This is a genomic window from Labrys sp. WJW (assembly GCF_001676615.1).
GTDB classification, from domain to species: domain Bacteria; phylum Pseudomonadota; class Alphaproteobacteria; order Rhizobiales; family Labraceae; genus Labrys; species Labrys sedimenti.
In genome coordinates this window covers 79778-106407 of the sequence record NZ_LYXZ01000033.1, presented here as the reverse complement: position 1 = coordinate 106407, position 26630 = coordinate 79778, and the positions used below count along the sequence as shown (strand labels likewise).

Sequence of the window (26630 nt, the reverse complement as noted above, 5' to 3'; positions counted from 1 at the left end):
GATGTTTATAATAGTCAACAAACAATGAAATTATCTACAAGAGAGATTATTGGACGACAAATGTCAATGTTATGCGACAACACAATCCTTGTGTGATTTAGGCTTTCGCCGCATCATCACTGTAATTATGGAGTGATTTGAATGCGTAAGGCTGAGATTGAGGCGCGGCGGAGACGGAAGGCGGTCGAGTGGCCGACCATCGTTCTTGCGTCTATAATCTATAGTCTTTGGGGGGTATTAACCTATTTCCATGCGGCAATTCCGCTCTGGATCTGGATGCCGCTCGGGGCCTGGACGGTCGCCTGGCACGCCTCCCTCCAGCATGAGATCATTCACGGCCATCCGACCACGAACCGCACCCTCAACCGCTGGATCGGCTGCTGGCCACTGCTTTTGTGGCTGCCCTATGAATCCTATCGCATCAGCCATCTGCTGCATCACCGGGACGAGCGGCTGACCGACCCGCTCGACGATCCCGAATCACATTACTGGACGCAGGAGCAGTGGGACCGGCTCGGCCGCTTCCATGCCTGGGCGATCCGCGCCAATTCCACCTTCCTCGGCCGGATGACCATCGGTCCGGCGCGGGCGATGTCGACCTTCCTCATGCGCGAAGCCCGCGCCGTGTGGAATGGCGAGCCGATGCATCGCCGAATCTGGACCAGCCATGCCCTGCAACTCTTGGTCGTGCTGGCCTGGCTGGTGCTGATATGCGATCTCAATCCGCTGATCTATTTTGCAGCGATCGTCTATCCGGCTACGGCGCTGATGCTGGTGCGTTCCTTCGCCGAGCACCGTGCCGAGAACGAGGTGGAAGAGCGTACGGCCATCGTCGAGAACGCGCCGGTCTTCGGACTGCTCTTCCTCTACAACAATCTGCATGTCGTGCATCACGACAATCCGATGATGCCCTGGTACGAGATCCCGGCCTGGTACCGCGCCAATCGCGAGCGGGTGATTCGCGAGAATGGCGGCCTGGTCTATAACGGCTATTGGGATGTAGCCCGGCGCTATTTCATCACCGAACACGACACGCTGATCCATCCCTATGGGCGGGCGCCCGTGCAGGGATGAGTTGGACAGGGCCGGCTCGTCCGCCGGCCTGCCGTTCCTTGTTCGCCGGGATATAAAGACAAAGGGCAGGCCTCGGGCCTGCCCTTCGGCATGTGCTTGCTAAAAGAGCCCTTTAGCGGGTCATCCGGATCTTGGCGCCCGACAGCGTGGCCGCGCCTTCATAGGCGCCGTCGCCCGTCGGGAACAGGCGCACCGCCGTGCGGCCACCCGGCTCGAGCAGGTCGATCTCCTGGCCGCGCTGCTGCCAGGCATTGACCTTGGCGAGCGAACCGGCCTGGCAGCCCGAGGGGGAGGCGCGGTAGACGTCGAGCAGGGCCTGGCGCGTCAGCGAGATGTTGCAGCTGCCGCGCGCGGCATCGGAGATCTTCCAGCTGCCGGAGATGCTGCTGGTAGAGGACGGGCGCGGTGCCGTCGGCAGGGCGGCGACCTGATTGCTCGGCGGGGCAAGCGAAGTGGAAGGCGCAGCAGCGGTGCCGCCTGGCGTCGCCTCCCCGCCGGCGGGCGGCAGGGGCTGGGAGGTCACGTCCTCCGTCGGTGCCGCCATCAGCGGCTCCGGCGCCGGTACAGGCCGGCCGGCATCCGGCGGGGGACGTTGGGAGCTGCCGAAATCGAAGGCGTCGCCAAGACGAGTCGATGACGCACACGACGCCAGCAGCAGGGCACAGGGTAGAATTGCCAGCGCGGAAAATCTCATCGGTCCATCCGGTCCCAGTCAGAGTTAACAGGTACTGCCAATATCAGATCGAGGCAGGTGGCGACAGCAAGAAGCGTAATGCCGCATGCGATAATCGGCCGGACAATCCCGCATACCGTAGGGGAAGTCGGATAGCGAGAATGCACGACCCTGTTGAGCTGGTTCTGTGTCGATTCTTTGATAGGCCGGATGATCTTAAGGCTTGCTTAAATCAATTCCGCCAAGGTGTGGCCTGAACGTCACACGTCCCGGAGAGACCCCATGGCTGCCCCAAGCGCCGTTGCAGTGCTGGTTGCCCTGTCGACGATGACGTCTGCAGCCGCTCCGATCGGCCGCGTCGACAGCAATCTCGAACTGCCCAAGCTCACGCTCCACGCGCCCGCCACGGTGCCGGCCGCTGCCTCGCCGCGGCTCGACCGCAACGAACTCGACAAGCAGCCGCCGGTGGAAGACGTCGACGTCACCGGCCCGGTGCGGTAAGGAGAACCATCCGCGAGCCCCGGCCTGCATTCGGCCGTGATACCTACGCGGCGTTGTGAATCCATGTGCGAAGAAAGGCGTCTGCGGCTTCTATGTCGTTCGCTGATTTGCGCTGGGCAGGGCGCCGGGCGCGTTGTTCTCCGTCCTGCACTTCGGCATGGATCAAGGCGTCCAACGCGGGATTCCGGGGGATCAAGCCGAACTCCCTCTCCTTCTTCTTCTGTTCGAGCAGTCCTGCCAGGGTTTCGAGAATGGCGTCCGGCAGGCACGTCTCCCGGGTGAGCCTCCCGAAGTCCATCGGTGGGACGGCAGTCGCACCGTGCAAACGGAGCCAGCGCAATGTCAGTGCAGGCCGAATGACGTAGAAATACTTCTTGCCGCGGACCAGGGCCGGATCATCCAGGAACCGATTGATCTGGCTGCGTGCCAGATTGAGATAGTGATAGGCGAGAGCCTTCTCGTCGAGCCGGGGCCTGGCAAAGTCGAGGATGGCAGAAGCGAAAGCGTCATCGCCCCCATAGTGAATGGGCGATTGCAGCCATTCAAGAATCACTGCATTCGACTTGAAGATAAGCTTCAGCGTCTTGGCGAGATCCCACCCGGCGAAATCGAGCTCATCGGAAATGGGTCGTTCAATCACATCACGAGGTGGCTCGATGGACAGATAGTCCTGGGCGTCTCTGACATAGACAAAGCGGACATCGTAATCGCTGTCGGGAGACCAGAACCCCCAAGCACGGCTGCCCGACTCGACTGCCAGCAAAATTCGGGCATTCTCTTCGGCCCGAATCTGCTCGAGCCTTTGCTGGATAGCCCGGCGCATCGGTGCCGATACAGGCTCTTGCGAGGCAAGTGCCATGCTTACACCTGCCTTGCCACCATCATCTTCTTGATTTCGGCGATTGCCTTGGCCGGGTTCAAACCCTTCGGGCAGGTTTGGGCGCAGTTCATGATGGTGTGGCAGCGATAGAGCTTGAAGGGATCCTCCAGCTCGTCCAGGCGATCGCCGGTGCGCTCGTCGCGGCTGTCGATCAGCCAGCGATAGGCCTGCAGGAGGGCAGCCGGGCCGAGATAGCGGTCGCCGTTCCACCAGTAGCTCGGGCAGGAGGTGGAGCAGCAGGCGCACAGGATGCACTCGTAGAGGCCATCGAGCTTTTCACGGTCGCCATGGGACTGGCGCCATTCCTTCTCGGGCTGGGGCGTATCGGTCTTCAGCCAGGGCTCGATCGAGGCATGCTGGGCGTAGAAGCGCGTGAGATCGGGCACCAGGTCCTTCACCACCGGCATATGCGGCAGCGGATAGATCTTGATCACGCCCTTGATGTCTTCCATCGCCTTGGTGCAGGCGAGCGTGTTGGCGCCGTCGATGTTCATGGCGCAGGAGCCGCAGATGCCTTCGCGGCAGGAGCGGCGGAAGGTCAGCGTCGGATCGATGGTGTTCTTGATCCAGATGATGGCGTCCAGCACCATCGGGCCGCAATCGTCGAGATCGACGAAATAAGTATCGGTGCGCGGGTTTGCCTCACCGTCCGGATCGTAACGGTAGATCTTGAACTCGCGCAGATTCTTCTGGTTCTCCGGCTTCGGCCAGACCTTGCCGCCGACGATGCGGGAGTTCTTGGGAAGTGTGAGTTGAACCATGCTAGCCTCTCCGCGTCTGGCAGCTCAAACTTGAACGTAACAAACGTCTAGTTTTTTTAACCATTGGCCGAGCAGGACATCAGCCAATTTGCAAATCACATCAACAGCAACTTCAATTGCTGCTCGCCTCAGACCTACAAATAGAGTCTGGGTCCCGCAGTTTGAATTTAGTGGGCACCCACTCCGTGATGAATGGGCACCTGTTTCCTGTCAAAGAAAGCATGCCATCGTGATTTCTTACGTTGCATTGAAACTTCTTTGGATTCGATATGCCTCTAAATCTAAATCCATGTTTAGAAATTCCGTAGAATGCCTCACCAGGCGTTAGAGTTGATCCATGCATGACGTCGGGTGTCTTCAACTGATACCGGGCGCAATCACCAAAACCCTCCGTTGTCAGGGTTAGGCTTATCTCCAAATCTCCACTGGGATAAAAGCATGCAGAACGCAAATAGCGATCGTTTTGTTGCTTAGGCTGCCAACACCCGACGAGATCACTATGTCGTACTTCAGCTCTTAGCTCCGAGACAGAAAGCGCAAGTAGGCCTATCGCGAAGAACCATCGCATCAGTACACGCGCGCCTTCGGCTCGATATACTGGACGTCGTTCGACATGGTGTAGGTGTGCACCGGCCGGTAATCGATGGTGACGGACTTCTTCTCCGTGTCGGCCCAGGCCAAAGTGTGCTTCATCCAGTTCTGGTCGTCGCGGTTGGGGAAGTCCTCATGGGCGTGGGCGCCGCGGCTTTCCTTGCGGTTTTCCGCGCCATCCATGGTGACCACGGCCTGGCCGATCAGATTGTCGAATTCCAGCGTCTCGATCAGGTCCGAGTTCCAGATCAGCGAGCGGTCGGTGACGCGCACATCGTCGGCGCTTTGCCAGACCTGGTGGATCTTCTCCTTGCCTTCGGAGAGGGAAGCGCTGGTACGGTAGACCGCGCAATCGCTCTGCATCACACGTTGCATGGACAGGCGCAGATCCGCTGTCGGGGTCGACCCCTTGGCGTAACGCAGGCGATCGAGGCGGGAGAGGGCCTTCTCGGCCGAATCGGCCGGCAGGTCGGCATGCTTCTCGCCGGGCTTGACCATCTCGGCGCAGCGCAGGCCTGCGGCGCGGCCGAAGACCACGAGGTCGATCAGCGAGTTGGAGCCGAGGCGGTTGGCGCCATGCACGGAGACGCAGGCCGCCTCGCCCAGCGCCATCAGGCCGGGCACGATCGCATCGGGATCGTTGCCCTTCTTGGTCAGCACTTCGCCGTGATAATTGGTGGGGATACCGCCCATGTTGTAGTGCACCGTCGGCAGCACCGGGATCGGTTCCTTGGTGAGGTCGACGCCGGCGAAGATGCGGGCCGATTCGGAGATGCCGGGCAGGCGCTCGGCCAGGATCTTGGGATCCAGATGGTCGAGATGCAGGAAGATGTGATCCTTGCGCTTGCCGACCCCGCGGCCTTCGCGGATTTCCATGGTCATGGCGCGCGAGACCATGTCGCGCGGGGCAAGGTCCTTCACCGAGGGGGCGTAGCGCTCCATGAAACGCTCGCCTTCCGAATTGGTGAGGTAGCCGCCTTCGCCGCGGGCGCCTTCGGTGATCAGGCAGCCGGCGCCATAGATGCCGGTGGGATGGAACTGCACGAATTCCATGTCCTGCAGCGGCAGGCCGGCCCTGAGCACCATGGCATTGCCGTCGCCCGTACAGGTATGGGCCGAGGTTGCGGTGAAATAGGCACGGCCATAGCCGCCGGTCGCCAGGATGGTGCGGTGGGCGCGGAAGCGATGGATGGTGCCGTCATCCATCTTCAGCGCCACGATGCCGCGGCAGCGGCCCTCCTCGTCCATGATCAGATCGAGGGCAAAATACTCGACGAAGAACTCGGCCTGGTGCTTGAGCGCGGCGCCATAGAGCGTGTGCAGCATGGCGTGGCCGGTCCGGTCGGCGGCGGCGCAGGTGCGCTGGGCGATGCCCTTGCCGAAATCGGTGGTCATGCCGCCGAACGGGCGCTGGTAGATGCGGCCGTCCTCGGTGCGCGAGAAGGGCACGCCCCAATGCTCGAGCTCGTAGACGGCGGCCGGCGCGTTGCGCACCAGATATTCGATGGCATCCTGGTCGCCCAGCCAGTCCGACCCCTTGACGGTGTCGTACATGTGGAAGCGCCAGTCGTCGCGGCCCATATTGCCGAGCGAGGCGGCGATGCCGCCCTGGGCGGCCACGGTGTGGGAACGCGTCGGGAAGACCTTGGTGATGCAGGCGGTGCGCAGTCCGGCCTCGGAACAGCCGACCACGGCGCGCAGGCCCGCACCGCCGGCGCCGACCACCACGACGTCATAGGTGTGGTCGGTGATTGGATAGGCGGTGCCCAGGGCGGAGGGTTGAGTGAGGGTGCCTTCGGCCATAAATCATACCCCGACTGGGTTACATCCCGAAATTCAATTTCAGCAGAGCGTAGAGGCACGCAGCCCCCACCAGGAGCGAGAAGAAGGTGTTGGCGAGTACGGCCAGGATCTTCAGGCTTTCGGTCTCGACGTAATCCTCGATGATCACCTGCATGCCGGCCCGCATATGGACGACGCCGGCGATGATGAACAGGAACAGCAGGATGGCGACGAGCGGCGACGACAAGGTGGCGATCACCGTGGCCTGGCTGGCATCGGCAAGGCAGATCACCGTCAGCACGAAGGCGATGGTGAGCGGCACCATGGCGGCGCCGGTGAGGCGCTGCAGCCAGAAATGATGGGTACCGGACCTGGCCGAACCGAGGCCGCGCACGCGGCCGAGGGGGGTCTTGAGGCTCTTGCTCATGTCGGATCCTCAGAAGGCCAGCAGGCCGATGATCCAGATCAGGATGGTGAGTACCACCGACCCGATCAGGTTGGCCCAGGCATAGGTGTCGCGTTCGCCCGGTCCGAGGCCGTGGCCGAAATCCCAGATGAAATGCCGGATGCCGCCGAGCATGTGATGCATCAGGGCCCAGGTATAGCCGAAGAGGATCAGGAGGCCGATCGGGCTGCCGATCACCCATTGCACCCAGGCGAAGGCCGAGGGGCTGGTCGCCGCGGCCAGAAGCCACCAGACGAGCAGCAGGGTACCGACATAGAGAGCCCCGCCGGTCACGCGGTGCAGGATCGACATCGTCATGGTGATCGGCCAGCGATAGATCTGCAGATGCGGCGACAAGGGACGCGAATCAGCCAGGCCAGATTTGCCCGCGGACGCGTTTGGATCGGCCATCGGAAGGACCTCCAGTTTCGACCCGTTATAATCTTGCTGCGATGCGATATCCTGTCGGCGGGCTCAGTGCAATGGATTAGAACGCGAATCCCGAGATCCTGGCGGATTTTGGGCGCAGAGCAGCCATGCAGATCGAAATATTTTCATGACGCCAAGTATTTTCATAAGGTTTGGGGCATGCAGCGCTTGAAACCGCGGAAGGCGGGGCCACATGCTTTCGCGTTGAGGAGGGTACCATGGTCACACAGTCGCGTATGTATGACGATGCCGGCCGTCGTTTCGAGCGGCGCAAGGAGCAGCTCAAGACCGATTTCCTGCCCAAGCTGAAGCTCGCGCTCGCCCATGTCCCCTTCGCTTCCGATCTTCTGGCCGCCTATTACGCGGTGCTCGATCGCGACACGCCCTTCAAGGTAAGGGCGACGCTGGCCGCTGCGCTTGCCTATTTCGTGCTGCCCTTCGACGTCGTTCCCGATTTCATCGTCGGCCTGGGCTTCACGGACGATGCCGCCATTCTCTATGCCGCCATCCGCATGGTCTCCGGTGCCATCCAGCCGCGCCATCACGAAGCGGCCCGGCGCTGGCTCGACGAGGTGAAGAAGGGGCGCTAGCCCTTACCGCGCATCGATCGAGGCGGCCTTGATCATGGCCAGCACGGTGTCGCCCTGGCCCAGGCCCAGCTCATCCACGGCGTTGCGGGTGATGAAGGCGGACAGCGTGTCCCCGCCGGTCAGAGCGAGATCGACGCGGGCGACCGGGCCGTCATCGCTTGCGACCGCCTTCACCCGTGCTCCCAGCATGGTCCTGATCGACACGGCTCCCGGGCGCTTCATGGCAAGCGAAACGTCGGAGCCGCGCACCACCACCCGTACCTTGGCGCCGGGCGGGCCGGCGCGGCCGGGAATGCTGATCGGGCCGGCGGGATGATCCAGGGTCGAGAGGCCGTAATGCTCGTCATAGCTGCGCACCCGCGCTTCCAGCAGCGAGACCGTCTCGAAGCGCTGATTGGAGAGCGGGCCAAAGAGCGAACCCGGCGCCGGCGCCAGCACTTCCTGCGGCGTGCCGATGCGGCTGACCTTGCCGGCTTCCAGGACCACGACACGGGCGGCGAGGCGCGCGACCTCCTCCACGGCGTGCGAGACATAGAGAATCGGCACTTTCATCTCGTCACGCACGCGTTCGATCAGCGGCAGGATTTCGAGCTTGCGCGGGGTGTCGAGGGCGGCGAGCGGCTCGTCCATCAGCAGGAGGCGCGGGGAGGCCAGCAGGGCGCGGCCAATGGCGACGCGCTGCTTCTCGCCGCCCGACAGGGCATTTGGGCGGCGCTCGAGCAGCTTTTCGATGCCAAGCACGCCGACGACCGCGTCGAAATCGAGCTTCGGGCCGGCGTTGCGATTGAAGAAGCGGCCATAAAGAAGATTCTGCCGGGCCGTCAGGTGCGGGAAAAGCTGGGCGTCCTGGAAGACCAGGCCGATTCGGCGCCGATGCGGAGCGAGGAAGATGCGCGTGGAGGCCTCGAACAGCGTCTGGCCATCCAGGCGGATGTGGCCGCTGTCGGGCCGGATCAGCCCGGCCATGGCGTTGAGGAGCGTGGTCTTGCCCGAGCCCGAGCGTCCGAACAAGGCGGTGATGCCGCCATCGGAGGTGAAGGCCGATTCGAGCGTGAAGCCGGCGCGGCGGACGGTGATGTCGGCCTCGATCATGCCGCGCTCGCCAGATCGGGCAGGGTGGCGATGAAGCGCGAGCGGATCTCCGGGGTCGGCATCAGGCAGCTTTCGCGCTTGCCGAACAGGCGATAGCGGTTGCGGGCGATGCGGTCATAGAGAAAGTCCCTGATAGGCCGGGGGAGGGCCTTCAGTAGGACCACCCAGCGCCAGCCCGGCAGGCCCCGGCCGATGGCGATGGCTGCGTCCGCCTTGAAATAGGCCATGCCGTCGTTGACCACGGCGACGGCCTCGGGATCGTCAGGCCGGATGCCGAAGCGGCGGGCGAGCATGGCGCCTGCCTCGCTCTGGACGGCGACGAAACGAAAACGGCCGGCGGCATCGCGGGGGATGACGAAGGCGACCATGCCCGAACACAGCACGCAGACCCCGTCGAACAGGATCAGTCCGTCGGGCAGGTCGCTTGCAGGCTGCGGCCGCCATTGGTTCACGAAAAGTCTCCCACAAAATTTTCCTGGGAGCGCGGACGTCCCCGTCCGCTCTTGGAAACACCGCGTTTGGGCAAAGCAAGAGGCGGACGAGGACGTCCGCGCTCCCAGGAGATCCTCATCATCGATCTACCAATCTTCGACCTGTTGCACATATCCCGTCTCCGATCATAGAAAGGCCGACCCCCGGGTGCAATCGCCCCTTCTGCCAGCGAGTTTCTCGTGACACCTTCCTCCTCGGACATCGTCATCGTCGGCGGCGCCGCCATGGGCTCCGCCACCGCCTATTTCCTCAAGGTCCAGCTCGGTTTTGCCGGCACCGTCACGGTGATCGAGCGGGATCCCACCTATACCCATTCCTCGACCACCCTTTCGGCCGCCTCGATCCGCCAGCAATTCTCCACGCCCGAGAACATCCGCATGAGCCTGTTCGGGCTGGAGATCATGCGCGGCCTCAAGGAGCGCTTCGGGCCGGGCGCCGATATCGGTTTCCATGAGGGCGGCTACCTCCTGCTGGCAAGCGAGGGCGGCAAGGCGATCCTGGAGCAGAACTGGCAGGTTCAGCAGGCCGAGGGCACGGCGATCGAACTGCTCGGCCCCGAGGCGCTCAGCCGTGAATTTCCCTGGCTCAATCTCGAGGGCATCGCCGCCGGCGCCTATGGCCGCCGGGGCGAAGGCTGGTTCGACGCCCATTCCCTGCTCGATCTCTTCCGCAAGGCGGCCCGGGATGCGGGTGCCGTCTATGTGAAGGACGAGGTGGTCGGCATCGATCACCGGGGCGGCAAGGCCGAGGCCATCAGGCTGAAATCGGGCGGGCGCATCGCCTGCGGCACGCTCGTCAATGCAGCGGGGCCGCAGGGTGGCGACGTTGCCGCCCTCGCCGGCCTCGCCTTGCCGGTCGAGCCGCGCAAGCGCTCCGTCTTCGTGGTACGCTGCAAGACCGAGCTGCCGCGCATGCCGCTGCTGGTCGAGCCGGGCGGCATCTATATTCGGCCGGAAGGCGACGTCTATATCTGCGGCGGCGCCGAGGACGAACACGGCGAGAAGCGGGCCGATGGCGATTTCGAGGTCGACTACAGCCTGTTCGAGGATGCGGTCTGGCCGGCGCTCGCCGCCCAGGTCCCGGCGCTGGAGGAGCTCAAGCTGGTGAGGGCCTGGGCGGGACATTACGAATACAACACGCTCGACCAGAATGCGGTGATCGGCCCGCATCCGGCCATGCCTAATTTCTTTTTCCTCAACGGCTTTTCCGGCCACGGCCTGCAGCAGGCGCCCGCCGCCGGGCGCGCGGTTGCCGAACTGATCACGACGGGCCGTTTCCAGACGCTCGACCTCTCGGTGTTCGATTATCAGCGCGTGATCGAGAACAAGCCGGTGTTCGAGCTGAATGTGATTTGAGGGCGGGGCGATTTGAAGCGCCAACGTTGCGAGCTCTGGCCTGTCTGACCCGAGAGTTGGACACGCGGACTCTTGTCATGCCCGGGCTTGACCCGGGCATCCAGAGGGGCCTCGTCACCACCAGCAGAGGCTGGATTGCCGGGTCGAGCCCGGCAATGACAAAGCTCGAGCCAATCCAAACGCGGATAAGCTCTCGCCGTGTCCTCACCGCGACCTGGCCGCGCTCAAAGCCCCCTTCAACGAGATCAGCACCATCACGGCCATGACGATGGCGTTCCAGCCGGCCAGCGAAAGGCCGAGGATGCGCAGGCTCGGATTGGTGCAGGATACCACGGTGGAGCTGTCGATCGCATCGAACAGCCCGCCGACATCGGCCGGGTTGGCGCCGATATTGCCCGCGGCGCAATTGGCGGGGCCGAGCCAGTATTCCCACTCCGCACCCGCCTGGTAGATGCCGAGGCCGCAGCCATAGGCGAACAGGACGGCGAGCAGCAGCAGCGCCGCGGCCATGGCCTTCCCGGGCAGCCTGTCGCCGATGAAGGCGAGAATGAAGGCGATGGGCACGCCGATATAATAGGGCCAGCGCTGCTCCAGGCAGAGCGGGCAGGGGGCGTAGCCGAAGCCGTGCTGCAGCACCAGGGCGCTGACGATGACGACGAGGCCGATCAATCCGGCCGCCAATGCGGCGCGGGAGCTCAAATTCATTGGCATGTGGCAGTTCCACTCGACGGCATGAGGTGTTCGACGACGAAGAACCCGCCCACCAGTACAACCACGAAGGCGATGGCCACCAGCGTCAGGTTCTTCTCGATGAAGGTTCGGATGCGCTCGCCGAGGAGATTGAGGATCCCGGCCAGGATGAAGAAGCGCGCGCCGCGCGTGAGCAGCGACAGCAGGACGAACCAGAACAGGCTGTAGCCGGCAAAGCCCGAGGTGATGGTGACGATCTTGTAGGGGATCGGCGTCAGGCCTTTGATCAGGATGATCCAGCTGCCATATTGGGCATAGAGGCAGCGGAATTGCTCGACGCCGTGCTCATAGCCATAGGCCCGGATCAGCCAGGCGCCGACGGTGTCGTAGAGCAGCCAGCCGATCATGTAGCCGAATATACCGCCCAGCACCGAGGTGACGGTGCAGACGGCGGCGTAGAACCAGGCCCTCTTGGGCTTGGCGACCGCCATCGGCAGCAGCATGACGTCGGGTGGAAACGGGAAGAAGGAGCTTTCGGCAAAGGAAACGATGCCGAGGGCCCAGACGGCCCGGGGACTTTCCGAAATGCGGATCATCCAGTCGTAGAAGCGGCGCAGCATGATCTTTCCTGAACGGCCCTCGGAAGGACCGCACGGTTGAATGGCAGGCGGGCATGACGGCAGTGCGATTGCGGCATGTTCGCGGCGGGATGAGGCCCCTTACAGCATTTTTGGTTGAGAAAATGCGTCAAGGCGCCAAATTCAGAAAAAATCGCGATTCGCGGGACATCGCGACAGGCCATTTCCCGGTGGCGTCGCCGGCCTGCCCCAGAAAAGACGGGATGACACGCCACTATCGCATGCACAGTTTGTCCACTTCACCTACAAATGGGCGAAGCGGGCAAACTGTGCAAACGCTTAAAATCTTGCAACCTATCGCTGATCGAGCCACAGGCGCGATCAGCGATAGGTTGCTTGGACAACAATGAAGAATCGTTAACGATTGAAACTTCGTTAACCATATTGGTCGCATCAATCTGGAATGAACCACGACAGCGCAAACTCGATCATCGGCTCCGTCCTTGCCGGGGCGTTGCTGGCGCTGTGCGTGGCCTTGGCGACGGCAAGAGCCGAGACGCCGCCAGCGGCCCAGACTGTTCCAGCTGCGGCCCCGTCCGCCACCGACGAGGCGGCCGCCAAGCGCCAGGAATCGATGCGCCAGGACTCGATGCGTCAGGACCTCGCGCGCATCCAGGGCGAGATCAAACTGTCCGATGAGACCCTGGCCCGCCTGCGCAAGGAGATCCAGTCCATCGGGGCCGACAGCGAGAAGCTGCGCCAGCAACTGGTCGAGACCGGCAACCAGACGCACGAGACCGAAGCCAAGGTGCTGGGGGCGGAGGCGAGGTTGGCTTCGCTCGACAGCAACGAGGACAATATCCACGTCTCGCTCGACAGCAAGCGCGGCCTGCTGATCGAGGTGCTGGCGTCGCTGCAGCGCATGGGGCGCAATCCGCCGCCGGCCCTGCTGGTCAGCCCGGACGACGCATTGGAGGCGGTGCGCACGGCGATGCTGCTGGGTGCGGTGCTGCCGGAAATGCGCCAGGAAATGCAGGCCCTCGTGGCCGATCTCAAGGAACTGGCCCGGGTGCGCGGGGAGATCACCGTCGAACGGGACACGCTCAAGCAGGCGCTGATCACCCTGACCGAGCAGCGCACCCGCACCCAGCTTCTGGTCGAGGAACGCCAGAAGGTGCTGGCCCAGGAGCAGAATACCCTCGCCACCGAGCAGGCCCATGCCACCGCCTTGGCGCAGGAGGCGGCCAATCTCAAAGATTTGATCGCCCGCATGGAGCGCGAGGTGGCGCCGGCCAAGCGTGCCGCTGATTCGGCCGATGCGGCGACCAGCCAGGCCCGGCCGTCCCTTGCCGCCCTGCAGGATCCAAGCCGCCTGACCCCTGCCATGCCCTTCGACCAGGCCAAGGGCCTGCTGCGCCTGCCGGTAACCGGGGCGATGCTGCGCGGCTTCGGCGCCGATGACGGCAATGGCGGCGCGGCCAAGGGCATGACCCTGACGGCGACGCCCGGCGCCAGCGTCACCGCGCCCTGCGATGGCTGGGTCGTCTTCGCCGGCAAGTTCCGCTCCTACGGCCAACTCTTGATCATCAATGCCGGTGGCGGGTATCATGTCGTGATGGCCGGCATGGATAAGATCAATGTGGGGCTGGGCCAGTTTGTCTTGACGGGCGAGCCGGTTGCCGCCATGGGTTCAGGTCCGTCTCTGGGATCGGATGCCGATCCGGGTTCGCAGGCGGGCTTGGGTAAGACAGATACGGGAATGCAGGCGACGGCTGCGGCGTTTGGCGGTGCTTCAAGCGCAGGACAACCCGCCCTATATATAGAGTTTCGCAAAGACGGTGTTTCCATAGACCCCACCCCGTGGTGGGCCAATCAAGGCGAGAAGGCACGCGGATGATTCGCAAGCTTCCCATTCTGTTCTGCGGCGTGGCCATGGGCGCGATCGCGACGATCGCGGTAACGCAGCCCCACCTGCTGCTGATGGGCGGTGCCAATGCCGCCGTCACCGACACCTACAAGCAGCTTAACCTGTTCGGCGACGTGTTCGAGCGGGTGCGCTCGGACTATGTCGAGCAGCCCGAGGACGGCAAGCTGGTCGAAGCGGCCATCAACGGCATGCTGACCTCGCTCGATCCGCATTCGAGCTACATGGATGCCAAGAGCTTCCAGGACATGCAGGTGCAGACCAAGGGCGAGTTCGGTGGTCTCGGCATCGAAGTGACCCAGGAGGACGGTGCGATCAAGGTGGTCTCGCCGATCGATGATTCGCCGGCCTCCAAGGCTGGCGTGCTGGCGGGCGACCTGATCACCGGCATCGACGGCGAAGCGACGCAGGGCATGACGCTGCAGCAGGCCGTCGACAAGATGCGCGGGCCGGTCAACACCCCGATCACCCTGAAGATCCTGCGCAACAAGGGCGAGCCGATCGACGTCAAGGTGGTGCGCGACATCATCAAGGTGCAGTCGGTCAAGGCCAAGAAGATGGGCGATGACATCGGCTATATCCGCATCACCCAGTTCAACGAGCAGACCTTCGACGGCTTGAAGAAGAACGTCGACAAGCTGAGCAAGGAAATCGGTCCGGACAAGCTCAAGGGCTACATCATCGACCTCAGGAACAATCCGGGCGGCCTGCTCGACCAGGCGATCCAGGTCTCCGATGCCTTCCTCGAGCGCGGCGAGATCGTGTCCACCCGCGGCCGCCAGGCCGATGACGTGCAGCGCTATTCCGCCCGCGGCGGCGACCTGACCAATGGCAAGCCGGTGATCGTGCTGGTCAATGGCGGTTCGGCCTCGGCCTCGGAAATCGTCGCCGGCGCCCTGCAGGACCACAAGCGCGCCACCATCCTGGGCACGCGTTCCTTCGGCAAGGGCTCGGTGCAGACCATCATCCCGCTGCAGGGCAATGGCGCACTGCGCCTGACCACGGCGCGCTACTACACCCCCTCCGGGCGCTCGATCCAGGCCAAGGGCATCGATCCGGAGATCGTGGTGCAGGAGAACGTGCCCGACGACCTCAAGGGCAAGGACCAGACCAAGGGCGAGTCCGGCCTCAAGGGCCACCTGGCCAATCCGGATGCGGACAAGACCGAGGAGGGCGGCTCCTCGGCCTATGTGCCGGCCAATGAGAAGGACGACACCCAGCTCAACAAGGCGATCGACCTGCTGCATGGCGTGCAGAAGAGCGCCTATTTCCCGCCGGATCCGAAGGCTGGCGTGCCGAACTGAGGCCGTCTCGTCCACTCCGCGCTTCTGCAACGCCGGGCTTGTCCCGGCGTTGCTGTTTTAGGGGCGAGGCCGTTCCCGGACATTCGTGCTTGAATCGTTGCGGCAAAGGCCTATGTGGAAGCATGGTTTCTTGATGAAGGACACGCCATGCGCCTGACCGAACTTCTGGCTCAAAAGCCCGTATTGCTCGCAGACGGGGCCACAGGGACCAATCTGTTCGAGATGGGCCTGATGTCGGGCGATCCGCCGGAGATGTGGAACCTCGACCATCCCGACCGCATCTACGCGCTGCACCAGTCCTTCGTCGATGCCGGGGCCGACATCATCCTCACCAATTCCTTCGGCGGCAATCGCCGGCGGCTGGCGCTGCACAAGCTCGACGGACGCGTGAAGGAGCTCAATGCCGCCGCCGCCCGCGTTGCCCGCGAGGTCGCCGACGGCGCCGGGCGTCCTGTGGTGGTGGCGGGTTCCGTCGGCCCGACGGGCGACCTCTTCCAGCCGCTCGGACCGCTGACCGAGGACGAGGCTGTCGAGATCTTCGTCGAGCAGATCGAGGGCCTCAAGGAAGGCGGCGCCGACGTGATCTGGATCGAGACGATGTCGGCTGCCGAGGAGATGCGCGCCGCGGCCAAGGCTGCCGTCAAGGCCGGCATGCCCTATACGGTGACGGCGAGCTTCGACACGGCCGGCAAGACCATGATGGGCATCCCGCCCGCGGCCATGCCGGAGGTGGCCGGTGGCGTCGATCCCAATCCCGTCGCAGTGGGTGCCAATTGCGGCGTCGGCGCTTCCGATCTCCTGGTCTCGGTGCTGTCGATGACCGAGGCCAATCCCGATGCCGTGATCATTGCCAAGGCCAATGCCGGCATTCCGCAGTTCCATGGCGACCATATCCATTATTCCGGCACGCCGGAGCTGATGGCGAACTATGCGCGGCTCGCCATCGATGCGGGTGCCCGCATCATCGGCGGCTGCTGCGGCACCTCGCCGGCCCATCTCGCCGCCATGCGCCAGGCCATCGACGGCCATGTCCGCGCCGAGCGCCCCGATACCGCGAAGGTGATCGCCGAAATCGGCCCATTGGTCGCCCCGCCCAAGGCCGGCGGCGGCGAAGAGGCGCGGCGCCGGCGCCGGCATTGAGCCGGCCGCGCTGGTTCCCTGCAGAACAGCCGGCCCCGGGCCAAGCAACCTAAGACAGGACAGCCATCGCGCGGAGCCTCTCCGCCGCGATGGCGTTCATATCGCAAGGAGGGGCCGATGCGCCGCCTGATCCGTTTCTGCGCCCTGATCGTCCCGCTCCTGAGCCTCACCATTGCGACCGGGCCGGCGGCGGCGCGTGACTGGAGCGACTACGCCAATGCGCGTTTCTGCTACCGCATCTGCTATCCCACCGACCTCATGACGGCGGAACCCGAGGCCGACAATGGCGACGGGCGCGTCTTCTCGGCCCCTTCCGGCGCGAGCCTGCGGGTCTGGGGTTCCTACAATGCCGCGGAAGAAGACATCGATGCGATCGTCGCCGGTATCGCCGATGACGGCAAGATCACCTATCGCAGCGCGGCCAAGAACGGGGTGGTGGTCTCCGGCCGGAAGGGTGGCGAGATCTTCTATGCCAAGCTCCTGCTGGAGAAGGACGCCAAGGGCGCGGTCGAAACCATCCGCGCCTTCCGCCTGACCTATCCGGCCAAGGAAGCGGCGACCTATGATGCCGTCGCCGCCAGGCTGGCCAAGTGCTTCGGCATTGCCAGGTGAGCACGGAGCAAGCGCGGATCAAAAGGGCTGATCGAGGGACCATTTCCCGCAGAAATTGTCGGGGTAGCGTAGCCCCTCACCCGTACCCTCTCCCCGTAAGAAGGGGGCGAGGGGGACTTTGATCGGGTATTTCATATACAACCCCGATCGTCTCGCTCAACCGTCGGGCGAGATGAAGGGTCTGAGGATCGAGCGCGACGCCCGTGTCCCCTCGCCCCGTTCTTACGGGGAGAGGGGACGGGTGAGGGGCCGCACTGCGCTACAAAGCAATCTTCCTACAGACCGCAGGCCTTGGCCAGCGCGGCAGCTCCCTTGGCGACGCCGGCCAGCTTGATCCTCTCGCTCTGGCCGCTGAAGGCGATCTTGAGGGTGCGGCCCTTGCCGAGGACGACGGTCCAATCCGGGTCGAAGGCAGCCTTGGCTTCCAAGGTGAGCCCGCTCAGTTCGTCTTCGACCGCCTGCATGGGCACATCGACCTGCCCGCCATCGGAACTGAAACTGACCACGCCGCTCCAGCCCTTGCGGATCTTGTCGGCGCCAGGCCGATAGGTGATCGAGAAGGCCTTGCCCTCGGGTTCACAAAAAAGGCCGAGCGGCTGGTCGTCTGTGTCGGGCACTTCATAGGCCACCACCACCGATTCCGGCGACTGGCGGACCTGCCAGCGATAGGCATCCGCCAGGGCGGGAGTGGCCGCGGCGACACTGGCGAGAAGGGAAAGTGCAAGGAGACTGCGCATGGGTCCTCGGAGTTCCAGAAGGAATGACGGCCTTACGACAGGATCGGGAAGCGGGCTGTTACCGGGAACACTCGTTGTTCCCGGTAACAGATTCTGTTCCAGGGATCACAGCCAGTCCGGCACCTTGTCGAGCCCGAGCAACTCGTCATAGCTCGGACGGGGCCGGATCACCGCGAACTTGTCCCCGTCCACCAACACTTCCGGGATGAGGGGGCGGGTGTTGTAGGTGCCGGACTGCACGGCGCCATAGGCGCCAGCCGACATCACCGCCACCAGGTCGCCGCGCTCCACCACCGGGATGTCGCGGTCGAGGGCCAGATAGTCGCCGGTCTCGCAGACCGGGCCGACGACGTCGGCCGTCACCATGGCACCGCCGAGGGGACGTTCCTTGATTGGCCAGATCGCATGATAGGCTTCATAAAGCGTCGGGCGGATCAGGTCGTTCATGCCGGCGTCGACGATGACGAAGGTCTTGCCTTCGCCCTCTTTCACGAACGCGACCTCGCTCACCAGGATGCCGGCATTGCCGGCGATCAGGCGCCCGGGTTCGAACACCAGGGTGGCGCCGAGATCCTTGGCATAGCGCTTGACCACCGCGGCATAGTCGTCGGGATGGGGGGGCGGCTCGTTGTCGTCCCGATAGGGAATGCCGAGGCCGCCGCCGAAATCGATATGGTCGACGACATGGCCGTCGGCCCTGAGGTCCCTGACCAGGCCGACCAGGCGTTCGATCGAGGCGTCATAGGGTTCGAGCGCGGTGATCTGGCTGCCGATATGCATGTCGACGCCGGTGACCAAGATACCCGGCAGCTTGGCCGCGCGGGCATAGATGGTGCGGGCCTGCGCGATCGGAATGCCGAACTTGTTCTCGGACTTGCCGGTGGAGATCTTCTTGTGGGTCTTGGCGTCGACATCCGGGTTGATGCGCAGCGACACCCGGGCTATCCGGCCCTTGGCGCTGGCGCGTTGCGACAAGAGCTCCAGTTCCGGCTCGGACTCGACATTGAAGCACAGGATGTCCTCGTCGAGCGCATAGTCGATCTCGCGCACGAGCTTGCCGACGCCAGAGAACATGATCTTGCTGGCGGGTACGCCGGCGGCGCGGGCGCGCCGCAGCTCACCCTCCGAGACGACGTCCATGCCGGCGCCGAGCTTGGCGAGCAGGCGCAGCACGGCCAGATTCGAATTGGCCTTGACCGCAAAGCAGACCAGGGAGGGCACGTCGGCGAAGGCGCCCGCGAACACCTTGTAGTGCCGCCGCAGCGTGGCCGCCGAGTAACAGTAGAAGGGGGTGCCGACCGCGGCGGCGATCGCCGGCAGTGCGACATCTTCGGCATGAAGCACGCCGTCGCGATAAGTGAAGTGATGCATGGTCGGTTCGGTTCGAAATCAGTTCAACAGAAAGTCCATCGGCAGTTTGCGGTCCGGTTTCACATAGCCCGGATCCTTCTTCTTGTTGTAGCCATTGCCATCGCCAGTCGTGACATGCTGCTCGGGCGGCGGTTCGAGCTTGCCTTTGCGGCCGCAGCCGGCGAGGCCGAGGGTCGTCACCAGCGTCAAAGCGAGCGCGATGCGGAACGCATTACCAGCCATGGGGAACTCCAGTGTTTGACGCTGTGTAGCACGAATTTTGATTTGGTGTTCTTTGGAGCGCGGACATCTTGTCCGCTCTTCCTATTCTGTCGGCATGGTGGTTCCAAGAGCGGACACCGCGACTTGCAAGCATGTCGCTGAGATGTCCGCGCTCCGACTATTTCGCCAGCGCCTTCAGCCACTTCCTGGCCTGGGCCTTGACGTTTGCCGGCGCCGTGCCGCCATAGGAGGTGCGGCTGCGGACCGACTTCTCCACGCCGAGCACGGCGAACAGGCCCTGATGGATACGCGGCTCCACCGCCTGCATTTGCGCCAGCGACAGCTTCTCCAGCGGCAGCTTGGCCTCGGCGGCGATGCCGACCAGACGGCCGGTGACGTGATGGGCCTCGCGGAAGGGCAGATTGAGCTCGCGCACCAGCCAGTCGGCGAGGTCCGTGGCCGTGGCATAGCCCGAGCCCGCCGCCGCCTTCATGCGCTTGAGGTCGGGCACCATGTCCCTGACCATACCGGCCATGGCTGCCGTGCACAGCGACAGGGTCTGCAGCGCGTCGAAGGCCGGTTCCTTGTCCTCCTGCATGTCCTTGCCATAGGCGAGCGGCAAGCCCTTCATCATGGTGAGGAGGCCGACCAGCGCCCCGATGACGCGGCCGGCCTTGCCACGGACGAGCTCGGCCGCATCGGGATTGCGCTTCTGCGGCATGATCGAGGAGCCGGTGGTGAACTTGTCCGACAGGGCCACGAAGGCGAATTGCGGCGTCGTCCAGATCACGATCTCCTCGGCGAAGCGGGAGAGGTGCATGGCGGTGATCGAGGCGGCGGCGAGCGCCTCCAATACGAAGTCGCGATCGGAGACCGAATCGAGCGAATTGGCGGTGGGGCGGTCGAAGCCAAGCGCCTTGGCGGTGGCGTGGCGGTCGATCGGGAAGGAGGTGCCGGCCAGTGCCGCGGCGCCGAGCGGGCATTCGTTGAGGCGCCTGCGCGCATCGGCGAAACGGCCGCGGTCGCGGCCGAGCATCTCGACATAGGCGAGCAGGTGATGGCCGAAGGTCACCGGCTGGGCCGATTGCAGATGGGTGAAGCCCGGCATCACGGCACCGGAGAAGGCGGCTGCCCTTTCGGCCAGCGCCGTCATCAGGTCTTTCAACTGGGCGTCGAGATCGTCGATGGTGTCGCGCACCCAGAGCTTGAAATCGGTGGCGACCTGGTCGTTGCGCGAGCGGGCGGTATGCAGGCGCCCGGCGGCCGGCCCTGCGATTGCCGCAAGCCGCGATTCGACGTTCATATGGATGTCTTCGAGCGCGCGCGAAAAAGTGAACGAACCGCTCTCGATTTCGCCGCGGACCACCTCTAGACCGTCCGCGATGGCCTTGGCATCGGCGGCGGCGACGATCCCCTGCTTCTCCAGCATGGCGAGATGCGCCAGAGAGCCGCGGATGTCCTGGGCCCACAGGCGCTTGTCAAAGTCGATCGAGGCGTTGATCTCTTCCATGATCGCGTCCGGTCCCGACTGGAACCGGCCGCCCCACATTTTGTTGCTCATCTGGATAGGCTTTCAGTGAACGAGAATAGTCGGCAGGAACATTCCGAGAGTCAGCCACCGAAAAGTCAGCCGCCCCTGGGACCGAACCGGCGCTGGCTGATCGGCGCGGCAATCCTGGCGGGAGCCGTGGTGGGTGTCGGCGCGGTATACGGGACAAAGGGCGGCTCGGGCAATCAGGAAAGCGCGTCCTGCCCCGCTTCCGCGGCGATTGCCGCCCGCGTCGACCCTCTGGCCAAGGGGGAGGTGGCCGCCCTCGCCGTCTCCAAGGCGCCCCAGCCGCTGGTGCCGATCAGCTTCCAGAAGGCGGATGGCAGCAAGACGACCCTGGCCGATTTCAAGGGCAAAACCGTGCTGCTCAATCTGTGGGCGACCTGGTGCGTGCCCTGCCGCAAGGAAATGCCGGCCCTCAACCAGTTGCAGGCGGATCTCGGCGGCAAGGACTTCGAGGTCGTGGCCGTCAATATCGACACGCAGGGCCCCGAGCGGGTCGATGCCTTCCTGAACGAGACCAAGATCGACAAGCTGCACCGTTATGCCGATCCCTCGACCGGCATTCTACAGAGCCTGCGCAACGAAGGCCTCGGCCAGGGCCTGCCGACCTCGGTGCTGATCGACAAGCAGGGCTGCCGTATCGGCGCCATGGCGGGCCCGGCCGAATGGGCCAGCGAGGATGCCAAGGCGCTGATCAAGGCGGCGATCGGGTCCTGACGGGCGGCCAATCCTTCCCCGGATTCGGGGAGGGATGTTCTCGCGTCATGACGGAAACGCCTTGGTGCTTACGGCTTGGCAGCCGGCAGCACGTAGCGGTTGAGGATGGCGGCGGCGAATCCGCCCTCGTCCTGGCCGCCATAGCGCCCCGCCTGCACCATCATGGTGAGGTCGAGCGAGGGCACGATGAAGAGGCGCTGGCCGCCATAGCCGAAGCCCGCGATCCACTCGAGGGGGCGATGGTCGACCAGGGAGCGTCCGAGCCAGAACTGGAAGCCGTAGAACATGGCGCCGGAGGCATTGATCTGCGGCGCCGTCGCCATCTCGATCCATTGCGCCGGCACGATCTGCCTGCCGTTCCAGGCGCCCTTGTCGAGCACGAGCTGGCCGAATTTCAATGTGTCGGCCGGTAGCAGGCGCAGGCCCGAGGCCGCAACCGGCTCGCCGGTCTGCGGATAGCGCGCCCATTCGACCTTGCTGATGCCCAAGGGCTCGAACAGGGTTTCGCGGGCGAGCTCGTCCAGGGGCTTGCCGGTTGCCTGATGCAGGACGCAGGCAAGCAGGCCGGTGGTGCCGCCGCTATAGGTCCACACCGTGCCGGGATCATGGGCGACAGGCTGCTCCAGCACATAGCGGCAGGGATCCCTGGCCATGTCCATGCCGTTTTCGCTGTTGCGAAGGTCGCTGTAGGGAAGCTGCTCGCTCCAGGCCAGGCCCGGCGACATGGTGAGGAGATGGCGCAACGTGATGCCCTGCTTTTGAGGGGTGCTCAGATCGGCATGAGCGGGCAATAGCGCCAGGACCGGCTGGTCGATCGAGGTGATCCAGCCCTTGCCCACGGCGATGCCGACCAGCAGCGACACCACGCTCTTGGTGATCGAACGCAAATCGTGCGGAACCTCCGGCCCGAAGGCGACGTCCTTTTCGGGCTGGCCCCAATGGGAATCGGAACCGGTGAAATAGCGTTCGAACACCAGTTTGCCGTGCCGCGCGATCAGCACGGCATGGACATTGTCTTCCTTCGCCGCATCGAGCTTCCGGGCGAGCGTGCACAGGCTTTGCGGATCGAGGCCGACATCATCGGGTGTGGCGACCGGCCAGCCGGACGTGCCCGCACCGGACGCACTCCTGCCGGGCGCACCGCAGGCCGCCTGGGCCGCTGCCGGGCCTGATAGCCCGGCCGTGGTCATGCCGGTCAGAAGGATCGCCAGGGCAATGGAAAGGCTATGGGGTCGCATGAGCGCCTCCTTGCAAGATGTGACGGGGAGATGGGAACAGCGAGACTTCGACGGGAATCGGCCCGAAGCACCAGAGGGCCTGTCCATGAACGAGGGACACCAAGGGACAGCCATCCCCGACGCCGCCGGAGGCGACGGGAAGGCAACCCGTGCTTTGAGTTGTAGCGGCCAGAGCAAAGCACGTTCCGGCGAAGCCGTTTGCTTGCTCCAGCTTGTTGTTTCGACGTGATTCCGTCTGGTGCTAAGACGCTTTAGGGAACTTCCTCGATCCGGCCGCTGCCATGGATCTGCGTGGTGAGTTTGGGCTTGCCGCGCAGCGTGATGTTGCCGCTGCCGGACAGGGTGACGTCGGCGCTTTCGCTGGCGGCGATGCCGGCCTCGCCGCTGCCGCTGATGCGGATCTCGGCCGCCTTGGCCGAGAGTTTGGCCAGATCGGCACTGCCGGAACCCGAGATGCGCAGGCTCAACTGGTCCACCGACCCTTCGCCGGTCGCCTGCGCGCTGCCGTGGAGGCGAAGGGCGAGCCGGTCCTGCGCGATCGCCGCGAGATGAAGTTCGCCGGATCCGTTCACCGTCCAGTCCCTGACGGGGCCACCCGTCAGCTGCACCACGATGGCGCCATCAGGCACATCGCAATCCTGGTCCAGGCCGAGGCGGCCCTCCGAAAGGCGGACATGGCCGATCAGGGTGGGATCGCCGCTGATCACGGCGCTGGATTGCGGGCCGGGGGCATAGCTCACGCTGGCCGGAACGGCGATGGTGAGCGAGCCGTCATTGTCCCAGGGCAAGGTGATCGAACCGGCCTTGCCATCGTTGCTTTGCGGCGCCGCGGGACAGCTTCCCCATCCCGTCAGCACGCTTCGGTGCCAACCTCGCCAGGGCGAACCGTAGTTCGGCCCGGCAAGGCTGGTGCCGAGAAACAGGCAAGCCAGGGCGATCACGAAGGAGAAGGCGGCCAGTTTTCCAAGGTTCGACGGCATGGTGCCTCCCATGGTGCCAGTCCGGCGCAAGTGTCGTCAGGACGTGGCGCCGGAGCGGGGTGAGGAAGTGAGCAAACGGGTATAGCGCCGGGCATGTGCGGCCATTGCCCTCAGCCCGGCATTGAGGCCGAGCAGGAAGAGGCAACTCAGGCACACGGCCAGGGCGACGAGGCCGAAACCGACGAGGGCGCGCCCGAAATGGACGAGCAGAGGTGCGCCGTCCCACATGAAGGCAGCCTGGAGGACGATCGCCGACCCACCGAGGGCCAGCGCGAAGGCGACCAGGCCAAGGGCAAGAAAGACCACCAGGAGGATGGACAGAACCGGCAGGAGCACGAAGAGGTCGAGCATGGCGAGGCCCGTGAGCGCGGCAAACGCGCCGAGCACGGTGGACAGGCTCGGGCGCGCCTGCAACTGGCGCAGGCCGCTTTCAGCCTTGAGCGCCCGGGCAAGCTGGGCGGGATCGCCTAGCATCTGCACGACGTCGTTCTCGCTGCGCCCGGCCTCCTGCGCGTCGGTGAAATAGGCGGCGTAGTCGCCCAGGACTTCCTCGATCTCGGCCGGCGGCAGGCCGGCAAGACCGTTCCTCAGAGCATCAAGGAAATCCTGGCGAGTCATGGCTTGCCTTCCATCAGATGGTCGACGGCGGTGACGAAATCCCGCCATTCGCGTTGGCGGGCCGCGTAGGAAGCCTGGCCGGCGGCGGTCAGGCGGTAATATTTGCGAGGAGGTCCGCTGGCCGACTCCTCCAGCCTGGTGCTGACCAGTCCTTCGGTCTGCAGGCGGCGCATCAGCGGATAGATGGTACCTTCCCCCATGCCGACTTTTTCGGAGAGCGTGCTGGCGATCTCATAGGCATAGCTCTCGCGCCGGTGCAGCAAGGCAAGAACGCAGAGTTCGAGCGCGCCCTTCTTCAGCTGGATGTCGATGGAATCGGTCATGGCCTCCCTATCTTCGAGAGGGAGAATAATGCAAGGTATCTTTTAATGCAAGGTACCTTGCATTGTTTATTCGAGGCGCAGGGATGGCCGACAGGGGGACGATGCGCAGGGGAGGTGTTCGTGACGGCGGTGGCGCAATCGGCACGGTTATGGGCTCAAGCCCCTGCCTTCACGCCAAGCTTCGGAAATGCCGGCACGGTCAGGATGGGTCTTTTGGGAAGACGGCTTCGCGGCCTGTGTTACACCCGGTGGTAGGGGTGGCCGGCGATGATGGTGGCGGCGCGATAGAGCTGCTCTGCCAGGAGGATGCGCACGATCTGGTGCGGCCAGGTCATCTTGCCGAAGGACAGCGACAGGATCGCGCGCGACCGGATCGCGTCACCATGGCCATCGGCGCCGCCGATCAGGAAGGCGAGCGTTTGGGTCCCACTGTCGCGCCAGCCTGCGATCTTCGCGGCAAAGGCCTCGCTGCCGGGCGAATTGCCGGTTTCGTCGAGGGCAATGATGGCGGCCTGGCCGGCGGCGGCGAGCAGCTTGTCGGCCTCTTCGGCCTTGCGGTCCTCGGGGCGCCGCGCGCGGCTTTCGTCGATTTCGATGATATCGAGCGGCCCGAGGGCCAGGCTTCGGCCGCTGGCGTTCAGCCGCTCGGCATAACGGCCCACGAGATCGCGTTCCGGGCCGGCTTTGAGCCGGCCGACGGCGCAGATCATCAGGCGCATTCAGGTCAGCTCGGAAGCAGTTCGTTCGGGCGGCCTGACGACCACATCTTCTCGAGATTGTAGAAGGCACGGACCTCGGGGCGGAAGACGTGCACGATGACGTCCCCGGTATCGATCAGCACCCAGTCGCAGACCGGGACGCCTTCGATGCGGGGATTACCGTGTCCGTTTTCCTTGAGATCCTTGGCGATGCGATCGCCGATCGCAGCGACATGGCGGGCCACCCGTCCTGTCGCGATGATCATGACATCGGCGATTGCACTCTTGCCGCGCAGATCGATTTCCACAATCTCCTCGGCCTTCATGTCGTCGAGGCCATTGAGGATCAGGCGAACCGTAGCTTCAACGTCCGGGCGGATCGCTCGGCTCACGGGATGAAGCGGAATCACGTCCGCTTCGCGTCTCACCAACGTGGTCAGGGGCACACCCTCTTGCTCATTGATTCGCGGACCTCCGCGAATTCCACTCGCTCCACAATATTAGCAAGCCATCGCGTCGATTCAATGACGCCAATAGAATTAAGCCTGCTCCGACATGGTTAATAAGTGGTTAATTTTTACCTTGTGGGCAAGCCCTGGCCGCTGGCCCGCAAGGCGGTGGAGGAATTGGCGTCGAGCGGCGCGTGCAGGAAGATCCAGGCGGGCGGTCGCCGATATTTCAGCGTCGTGGCCTGATGCTCGGGAACACGGTAGGCGGCAAGCACGCGGGCGGCCTTGGCAAGCGGGCCCTTGGTGGTGGCGCCCGGGCGGGCCACCACGGCGATGGCCACCCGCGAGGCGATAGCCTGCCATTGCTGCCAGCGGTGGAAGCCGGCGAGATTGTCGGCCCCCATGATCCAGACGAAGGTCACGCCTGGGCAGCGGCGCTGCAGCCAGGCAATGGTGTCATAGGTGTAGCGGGTGTGGATATCGGCCTCGATGCCGGTCACCTCGATGCGGGGGTGGTCGGCGAGCCGGCGGGCGGCGGCTACCCGCAGTTCCAGCGGGGGCAAGGCACGGTTGTCCTTGAGGGGATTGCCCGGCGTCACCAGCCACCAGACCCGGTCCAGCCCGAGCCGCGTCAGCGCGACCAGGCTGGCATGGCGATGGCCGTCATGGGGCGGATTGAAGCTGCCGCCGAACAGCCCGATGGTCATGCCCGGGGCAAAGGCCGGCAGGCGGCGGGCATCGGCGGGCGAGAGTTTGGGTATGAGGACTTGTTCGTGCACGGTCGCGCCGCCCCTCACCCTTACTCTCTTCCCGCAGATGAGAAGAGCGCCCGA

General features: G+C 64.3%; 30 protein-coding genes. 9 read left to right on the top strand and 21 right to left on the bottom strand.

Annotation, left to right across the window (positions count from 1 at the left end; translation table 11 throughout):
- The first annotated feature begins 141 nt into the window (after positions 1-141).
- The gene (locus BA190_RS19890) at positions 142-1074 is read left to right on the top strand and encodes a fatty acid desaturase (protein ID WP_068291179.1); all 933 of its coding nucleotides are present in this window, start codon (positions 142-144) and stop codon (positions 1072-1074) included.
- A 112-nt stretch (positions 1075-1186) separates the two neighbouring features.
- Here the strand turns inward: BA190_RS19890 and BA190_RS19885 are convergent, their stop codons facing one another.
- Entirely contained in the window at positions 1187-1618 is a 432-nt protein-coding gene (locus tag BA190_RS19885; RefSeq protein WP_068291175.1) for an AprI/Inh family metalloprotease inhibitor, read from the bottom strand.
- 411 nt (positions 1619-2029) lie between these two features.
- Here BA190_RS19885 and BA190_RS19880 point away from each other — a divergent pair, with 411 nt between their 5' ends.
- Positions 2030-2248, top strand: coding sequence for a hypothetical protein (locus tag BA190_RS19880; protein ID WP_068291173.1), 219 nt, complete (start codon positions 2030-2032; stop codon positions 2246-2248).
- A 43-nt stretch (positions 2249-2291) separates the two neighbouring features.
- Here the strand turns inward: BA190_RS19880 and BA190_RS19875 are convergent, their stop codons facing one another.
- The 5 genes from BA190_RS19875 to sdhC form a co-directional block, all read right to left on the bottom strand.
- Entirely contained in the window at positions 2292-3107 is an 816-nt protein-coding gene (locus tag BA190_RS19875) for a nucleotidyltransferase domain-containing protein (protein ID WP_082979894.1), read from the bottom strand.
- A gap of 2 nt (positions 3108-3109) precedes the next feature.
- A complete protein-coding gene (locus BA190_RS19870) occupies positions 3110-3889 on the bottom strand; it encodes a succinate dehydrogenase iron-sulfur subunit (RefSeq protein WP_068291169.1) in 780 nt (259 codons plus the stop codon).
- 567 nt (positions 3890-4456) lie between these two features.
- Positions 4457-6283: a succinate dehydrogenase flavoprotein subunit gene (gene sdhA, locus BA190_RS19865; RefSeq protein WP_068291167.1), complete on the bottom strand. Its 1827-nt coding sequence runs from the start codon at positions 6281-6283 to the stop codon at positions 4457-4459.
- Positions 6284-6302: 19 nt separating this feature from the next.
- Positions 6303-6689 (bottom strand): succinate dehydrogenase, hydrophobic membrane anchor protein, encoded by a 387-nt coding sequence (gene sdhD, locus BA190_RS19860; protein ID WP_068291165.1) that lies wholly within the window; start codon positions 6687-6689, stop codon positions 6303-6305.
- A 9-nt stretch (positions 6690-6698) separates the two neighbouring features.
- Complete coding sequence (gene sdhC / locus BA190_RS19855) at positions 6699-7118, bottom strand: succinate dehydrogenase, cytochrome b556 subunit (protein WP_068291163.1); 420 nt, start codon at positions 7116-7118, stop codon at positions 6699-6701.
- Positions 7119-7354: 236 nt separating this feature from the next.
- Here sdhC and BA190_RS19850 point away from each other — a divergent pair, with 236 nt between their 5' ends.
- Entirely contained in the window at positions 7355-7726 is a 372-nt protein-coding gene (locus BA190_RS19850; protein ID WP_068291161.1) for a YkvA family protein, read from the top strand.
- 3 nt (positions 7727-7729) lie between these two features.
- Here the strand turns inward: BA190_RS19850 and modC are convergent, their stop codons facing one another.
- Together modC and BA190_RS19840 are read right to left on the bottom strand one after the other, a co-directional pair.
- Positions 7730-8818 carry a molybdenum ABC transporter ATP-binding protein gene (modC, locus tag BA190_RS19845; protein ID WP_068291159.1) on the bottom strand — a complete coding sequence of 363 codons (1089 nt, stop codon included), beginning with the start codon at positions 8816-8818 and terminating at the stop codon, positions 7730-7732.
- Positions 8815-9270 carry a thiol-disulfide oxidoreductase DCC family protein gene (locus BA190_RS19840; RefSeq protein ID WP_082979893.1) on the bottom strand — a complete coding sequence of 152 codons (456 nt, stop codon included), beginning with the start codon at positions 9268-9270 and terminating at the stop codon, positions 8815-8817. Before BA190_RS19840 ends, modC begins: the two co-directional genes overlap by 4 nt.
- A gap of 219 nt (positions 9271-9489) precedes the next feature.
- Between BA190_RS19840 and BA190_RS19835 the strand changes: the two genes are divergently transcribed.
- Positions 9490-10665 carry an FAD-binding oxidoreductase gene (locus BA190_RS19835; RefSeq protein ID WP_082979892.1) on the top strand — a complete coding sequence of 392 codons (1176 nt, stop codon included), beginning with the start codon at positions 9490-9492 and terminating at the stop codon, positions 10663-10665.
- A 204-nt stretch (positions 10666-10869) separates the two neighbouring features.
- On the opposite strand, the gene BA190_RS19830 is transcribed toward BA190_RS19835, so the two are convergent.
- Positions 10870-11376 carry a disulfide bond formation protein B gene (locus BA190_RS19830; protein ID WP_068291155.1) on the bottom strand — a complete coding sequence of 169 codons (507 nt, stop codon included), beginning with the start codon at positions 11374-11376 and terminating at the stop codon, positions 10870-10872.
- Positions 11367-11975, bottom strand: a complete 609-nt coding sequence (locus BA190_RS19825) for a YqaA family protein (protein WP_068291153.1) — start codon at positions 11973-11975, stop codon at positions 11367-11369. The genes BA190_RS19830 and BA190_RS19825 overlap by 10 nt, the downstream gene beginning before the upstream one ends.
- Before the next feature lie 421 nt (positions 11976-12396).
- On the opposite strand from BA190_RS19825, the gene BA190_RS19820 reads away from it, so the two are divergent.
- From BA190_RS19820 to BA190_RS19805, 4 genes are all read left to right on the top strand, one after another.
- Positions 12397-13830, top strand: coding sequence for a murein hydrolase activator EnvC (locus tag BA190_RS19820; RefSeq protein WP_082979890.1), 1434 nt, complete (start codon positions 12397-12399; stop codon positions 13828-13830).
- On the top strand, positions 13827-15161 hold the full coding sequence (locus BA190_RS19815; protein WP_245314852.1) for a S41 family peptidase: 1335 nt from the start codon (positions 13827-13829) through the stop codon (positions 15159-15161). The genes BA190_RS19820 and BA190_RS19815 overlap by 4 nt, the downstream gene beginning before the upstream one ends.
- A 147-nt stretch (positions 15162-15308) precedes the next feature.
- Positions 15309-16301 carry a betaine--homocysteine S-methyltransferase gene (gene bmt / locus BA190_RS19810; RefSeq protein WP_068291149.1) on the top strand — a complete coding sequence of 331 codons (993 nt, stop codon included), beginning with the start codon at positions 15309-15311 and terminating at the stop codon, positions 16299-16301.
- 117 nt (positions 16302-16418) lie between these two features.
- Positions 16419-16913 carry a hypothetical protein gene (locus BA190_RS19805; RefSeq protein WP_068291146.1) on the top strand — a complete coding sequence of 165 codons (495 nt, stop codon included), beginning with the start codon at positions 16419-16421 and terminating at the stop codon, positions 16911-16913.
- 275 nt (positions 16914-17188) lie between these two features.
- Here BA190_RS19805 and BA190_RS19800 read toward each other — a convergent pair whose 3' ends face one another.
- The 4 genes from BA190_RS19800 to argH form a co-directional block, all read right to left on the bottom strand.
- Positions 17189-17650, bottom strand: a complete 462-nt coding sequence (locus BA190_RS19800) for a hypothetical protein (RefSeq protein ID WP_068291144.1) — start codon at positions 17648-17650, stop codon at positions 17189-17191.
- A 105-nt stretch (positions 17651-17755) separates the two neighbouring features.
- Positions 17756-19021: a diaminopimelate decarboxylase gene (gene lysA, locus BA190_RS19795; protein ID WP_068291142.1), complete on the bottom strand. Its 1266-nt coding sequence runs from the start codon at positions 19019-19021 to the stop codon at positions 17756-17758.
- 18 nt (positions 19022-19039) lie between these two features.
- Positions 19040-19243, bottom strand: a complete 204-nt coding sequence (locus BA190_RS19790; RefSeq protein WP_068291140.1) for a lipoprotein — start codon at positions 19241-19243, stop codon at positions 19040-19042.
- A 157-nt stretch (positions 19244-19400) separates the two neighbouring features.
- The gene (gene argH / locus BA190_RS19785) at positions 19401-20783 is read right to left on the bottom strand and encodes an argininosuccinate lyase (RefSeq protein WP_068291138.1); all 1383 of its coding nucleotides are present in this window, start codon (positions 20781-20783) and stop codon (positions 19401-19403) included.
- Positions 20784-20798: 15 nt separating this feature from the next.
- On the opposite strand from argH, the gene BA190_RS19780 reads away from it, so the two are divergent.
- On the top strand, positions 20799-21491 hold the full coding sequence (locus tag BA190_RS19780; RefSeq protein ID WP_371260352.1) for a TlpA family protein disulfide reductase: 693 nt from the start codon (positions 20799-20801) through the stop codon (positions 21489-21491).
- 68 nt (positions 21492-21559) lie between these two features.
- On the opposite strand, the gene BA190_RS19775 is transcribed toward BA190_RS19780, so the two are convergent.
- The 7 genes from BA190_RS19775 to BA190_RS19740 all read right to left on the bottom strand — a co-directional run bounded on the left by BA190_RS19775 (position 21560) and on the right by BA190_RS19740 (position 26576).
- Positions 21560-22729, bottom strand: a complete 1170-nt coding sequence (locus tag BA190_RS19775; protein ID WP_162275156.1) for a serine hydrolase — start codon at positions 22727-22729, stop codon at positions 21560-21562.
- 251 nt (positions 22730-22980) lie between these two features.
- Positions 22981-23709, bottom strand: coding sequence for a GIN domain-containing protein (locus BA190_RS19765; RefSeq protein WP_068291136.1), 729 nt, complete (start codon positions 23707-23709; stop codon positions 22981-22983).
- A 36-nt stretch (positions 23710-23745) separates the two neighbouring features.
- Complete coding sequence (locus BA190_RS19760; RefSeq protein ID WP_068291132.1) at positions 23746-24327, bottom strand: DUF1700 domain-containing protein; 582 nt, start codon at positions 24325-24327, stop codon at positions 23746-23748.
- Entirely contained in the window at positions 24324-24650 is a 327-nt protein-coding gene (locus BA190_RS19755; RefSeq protein WP_068291130.1) for a PadR family transcriptional regulator, read from the bottom strand. The genes BA190_RS19760 and BA190_RS19755 overlap by 4 nt, the downstream gene beginning before the upstream one ends.
- Before the next feature lie 239 nt (positions 24651-24889).
- Positions 24890-25369: a 23S rRNA (pseudouridine(1915)-N(3))-methyltransferase RlmH gene (gene rlmH / locus BA190_RS19750; protein WP_068291128.1), complete on the bottom strand. Its 480-nt coding sequence runs from the start codon at positions 25367-25369 to the stop codon at positions 24890-24892.
- Positions 25370-25374: 5 nt separating this feature from the next.
- A complete protein-coding gene (gene rsfS, locus BA190_RS19745) occupies positions 25375-25758 on the bottom strand; it encodes a ribosome silencing factor (RefSeq protein ID WP_371260350.1) in 384 nt (127 codons plus the stop codon).
- Positions 25759-25925: 167 nt separating this feature from the next.
- Positions 25926-26576, bottom strand: a complete 651-nt coding sequence (locus BA190_RS19740; protein WP_256390539.1) for a nicotinate-nucleotide adenylyltransferase — start codon at positions 26574-26576, stop codon at positions 25926-25928.
- Between the last annotated feature and the right edge of the window lie 54 nt (positions 26577-26630).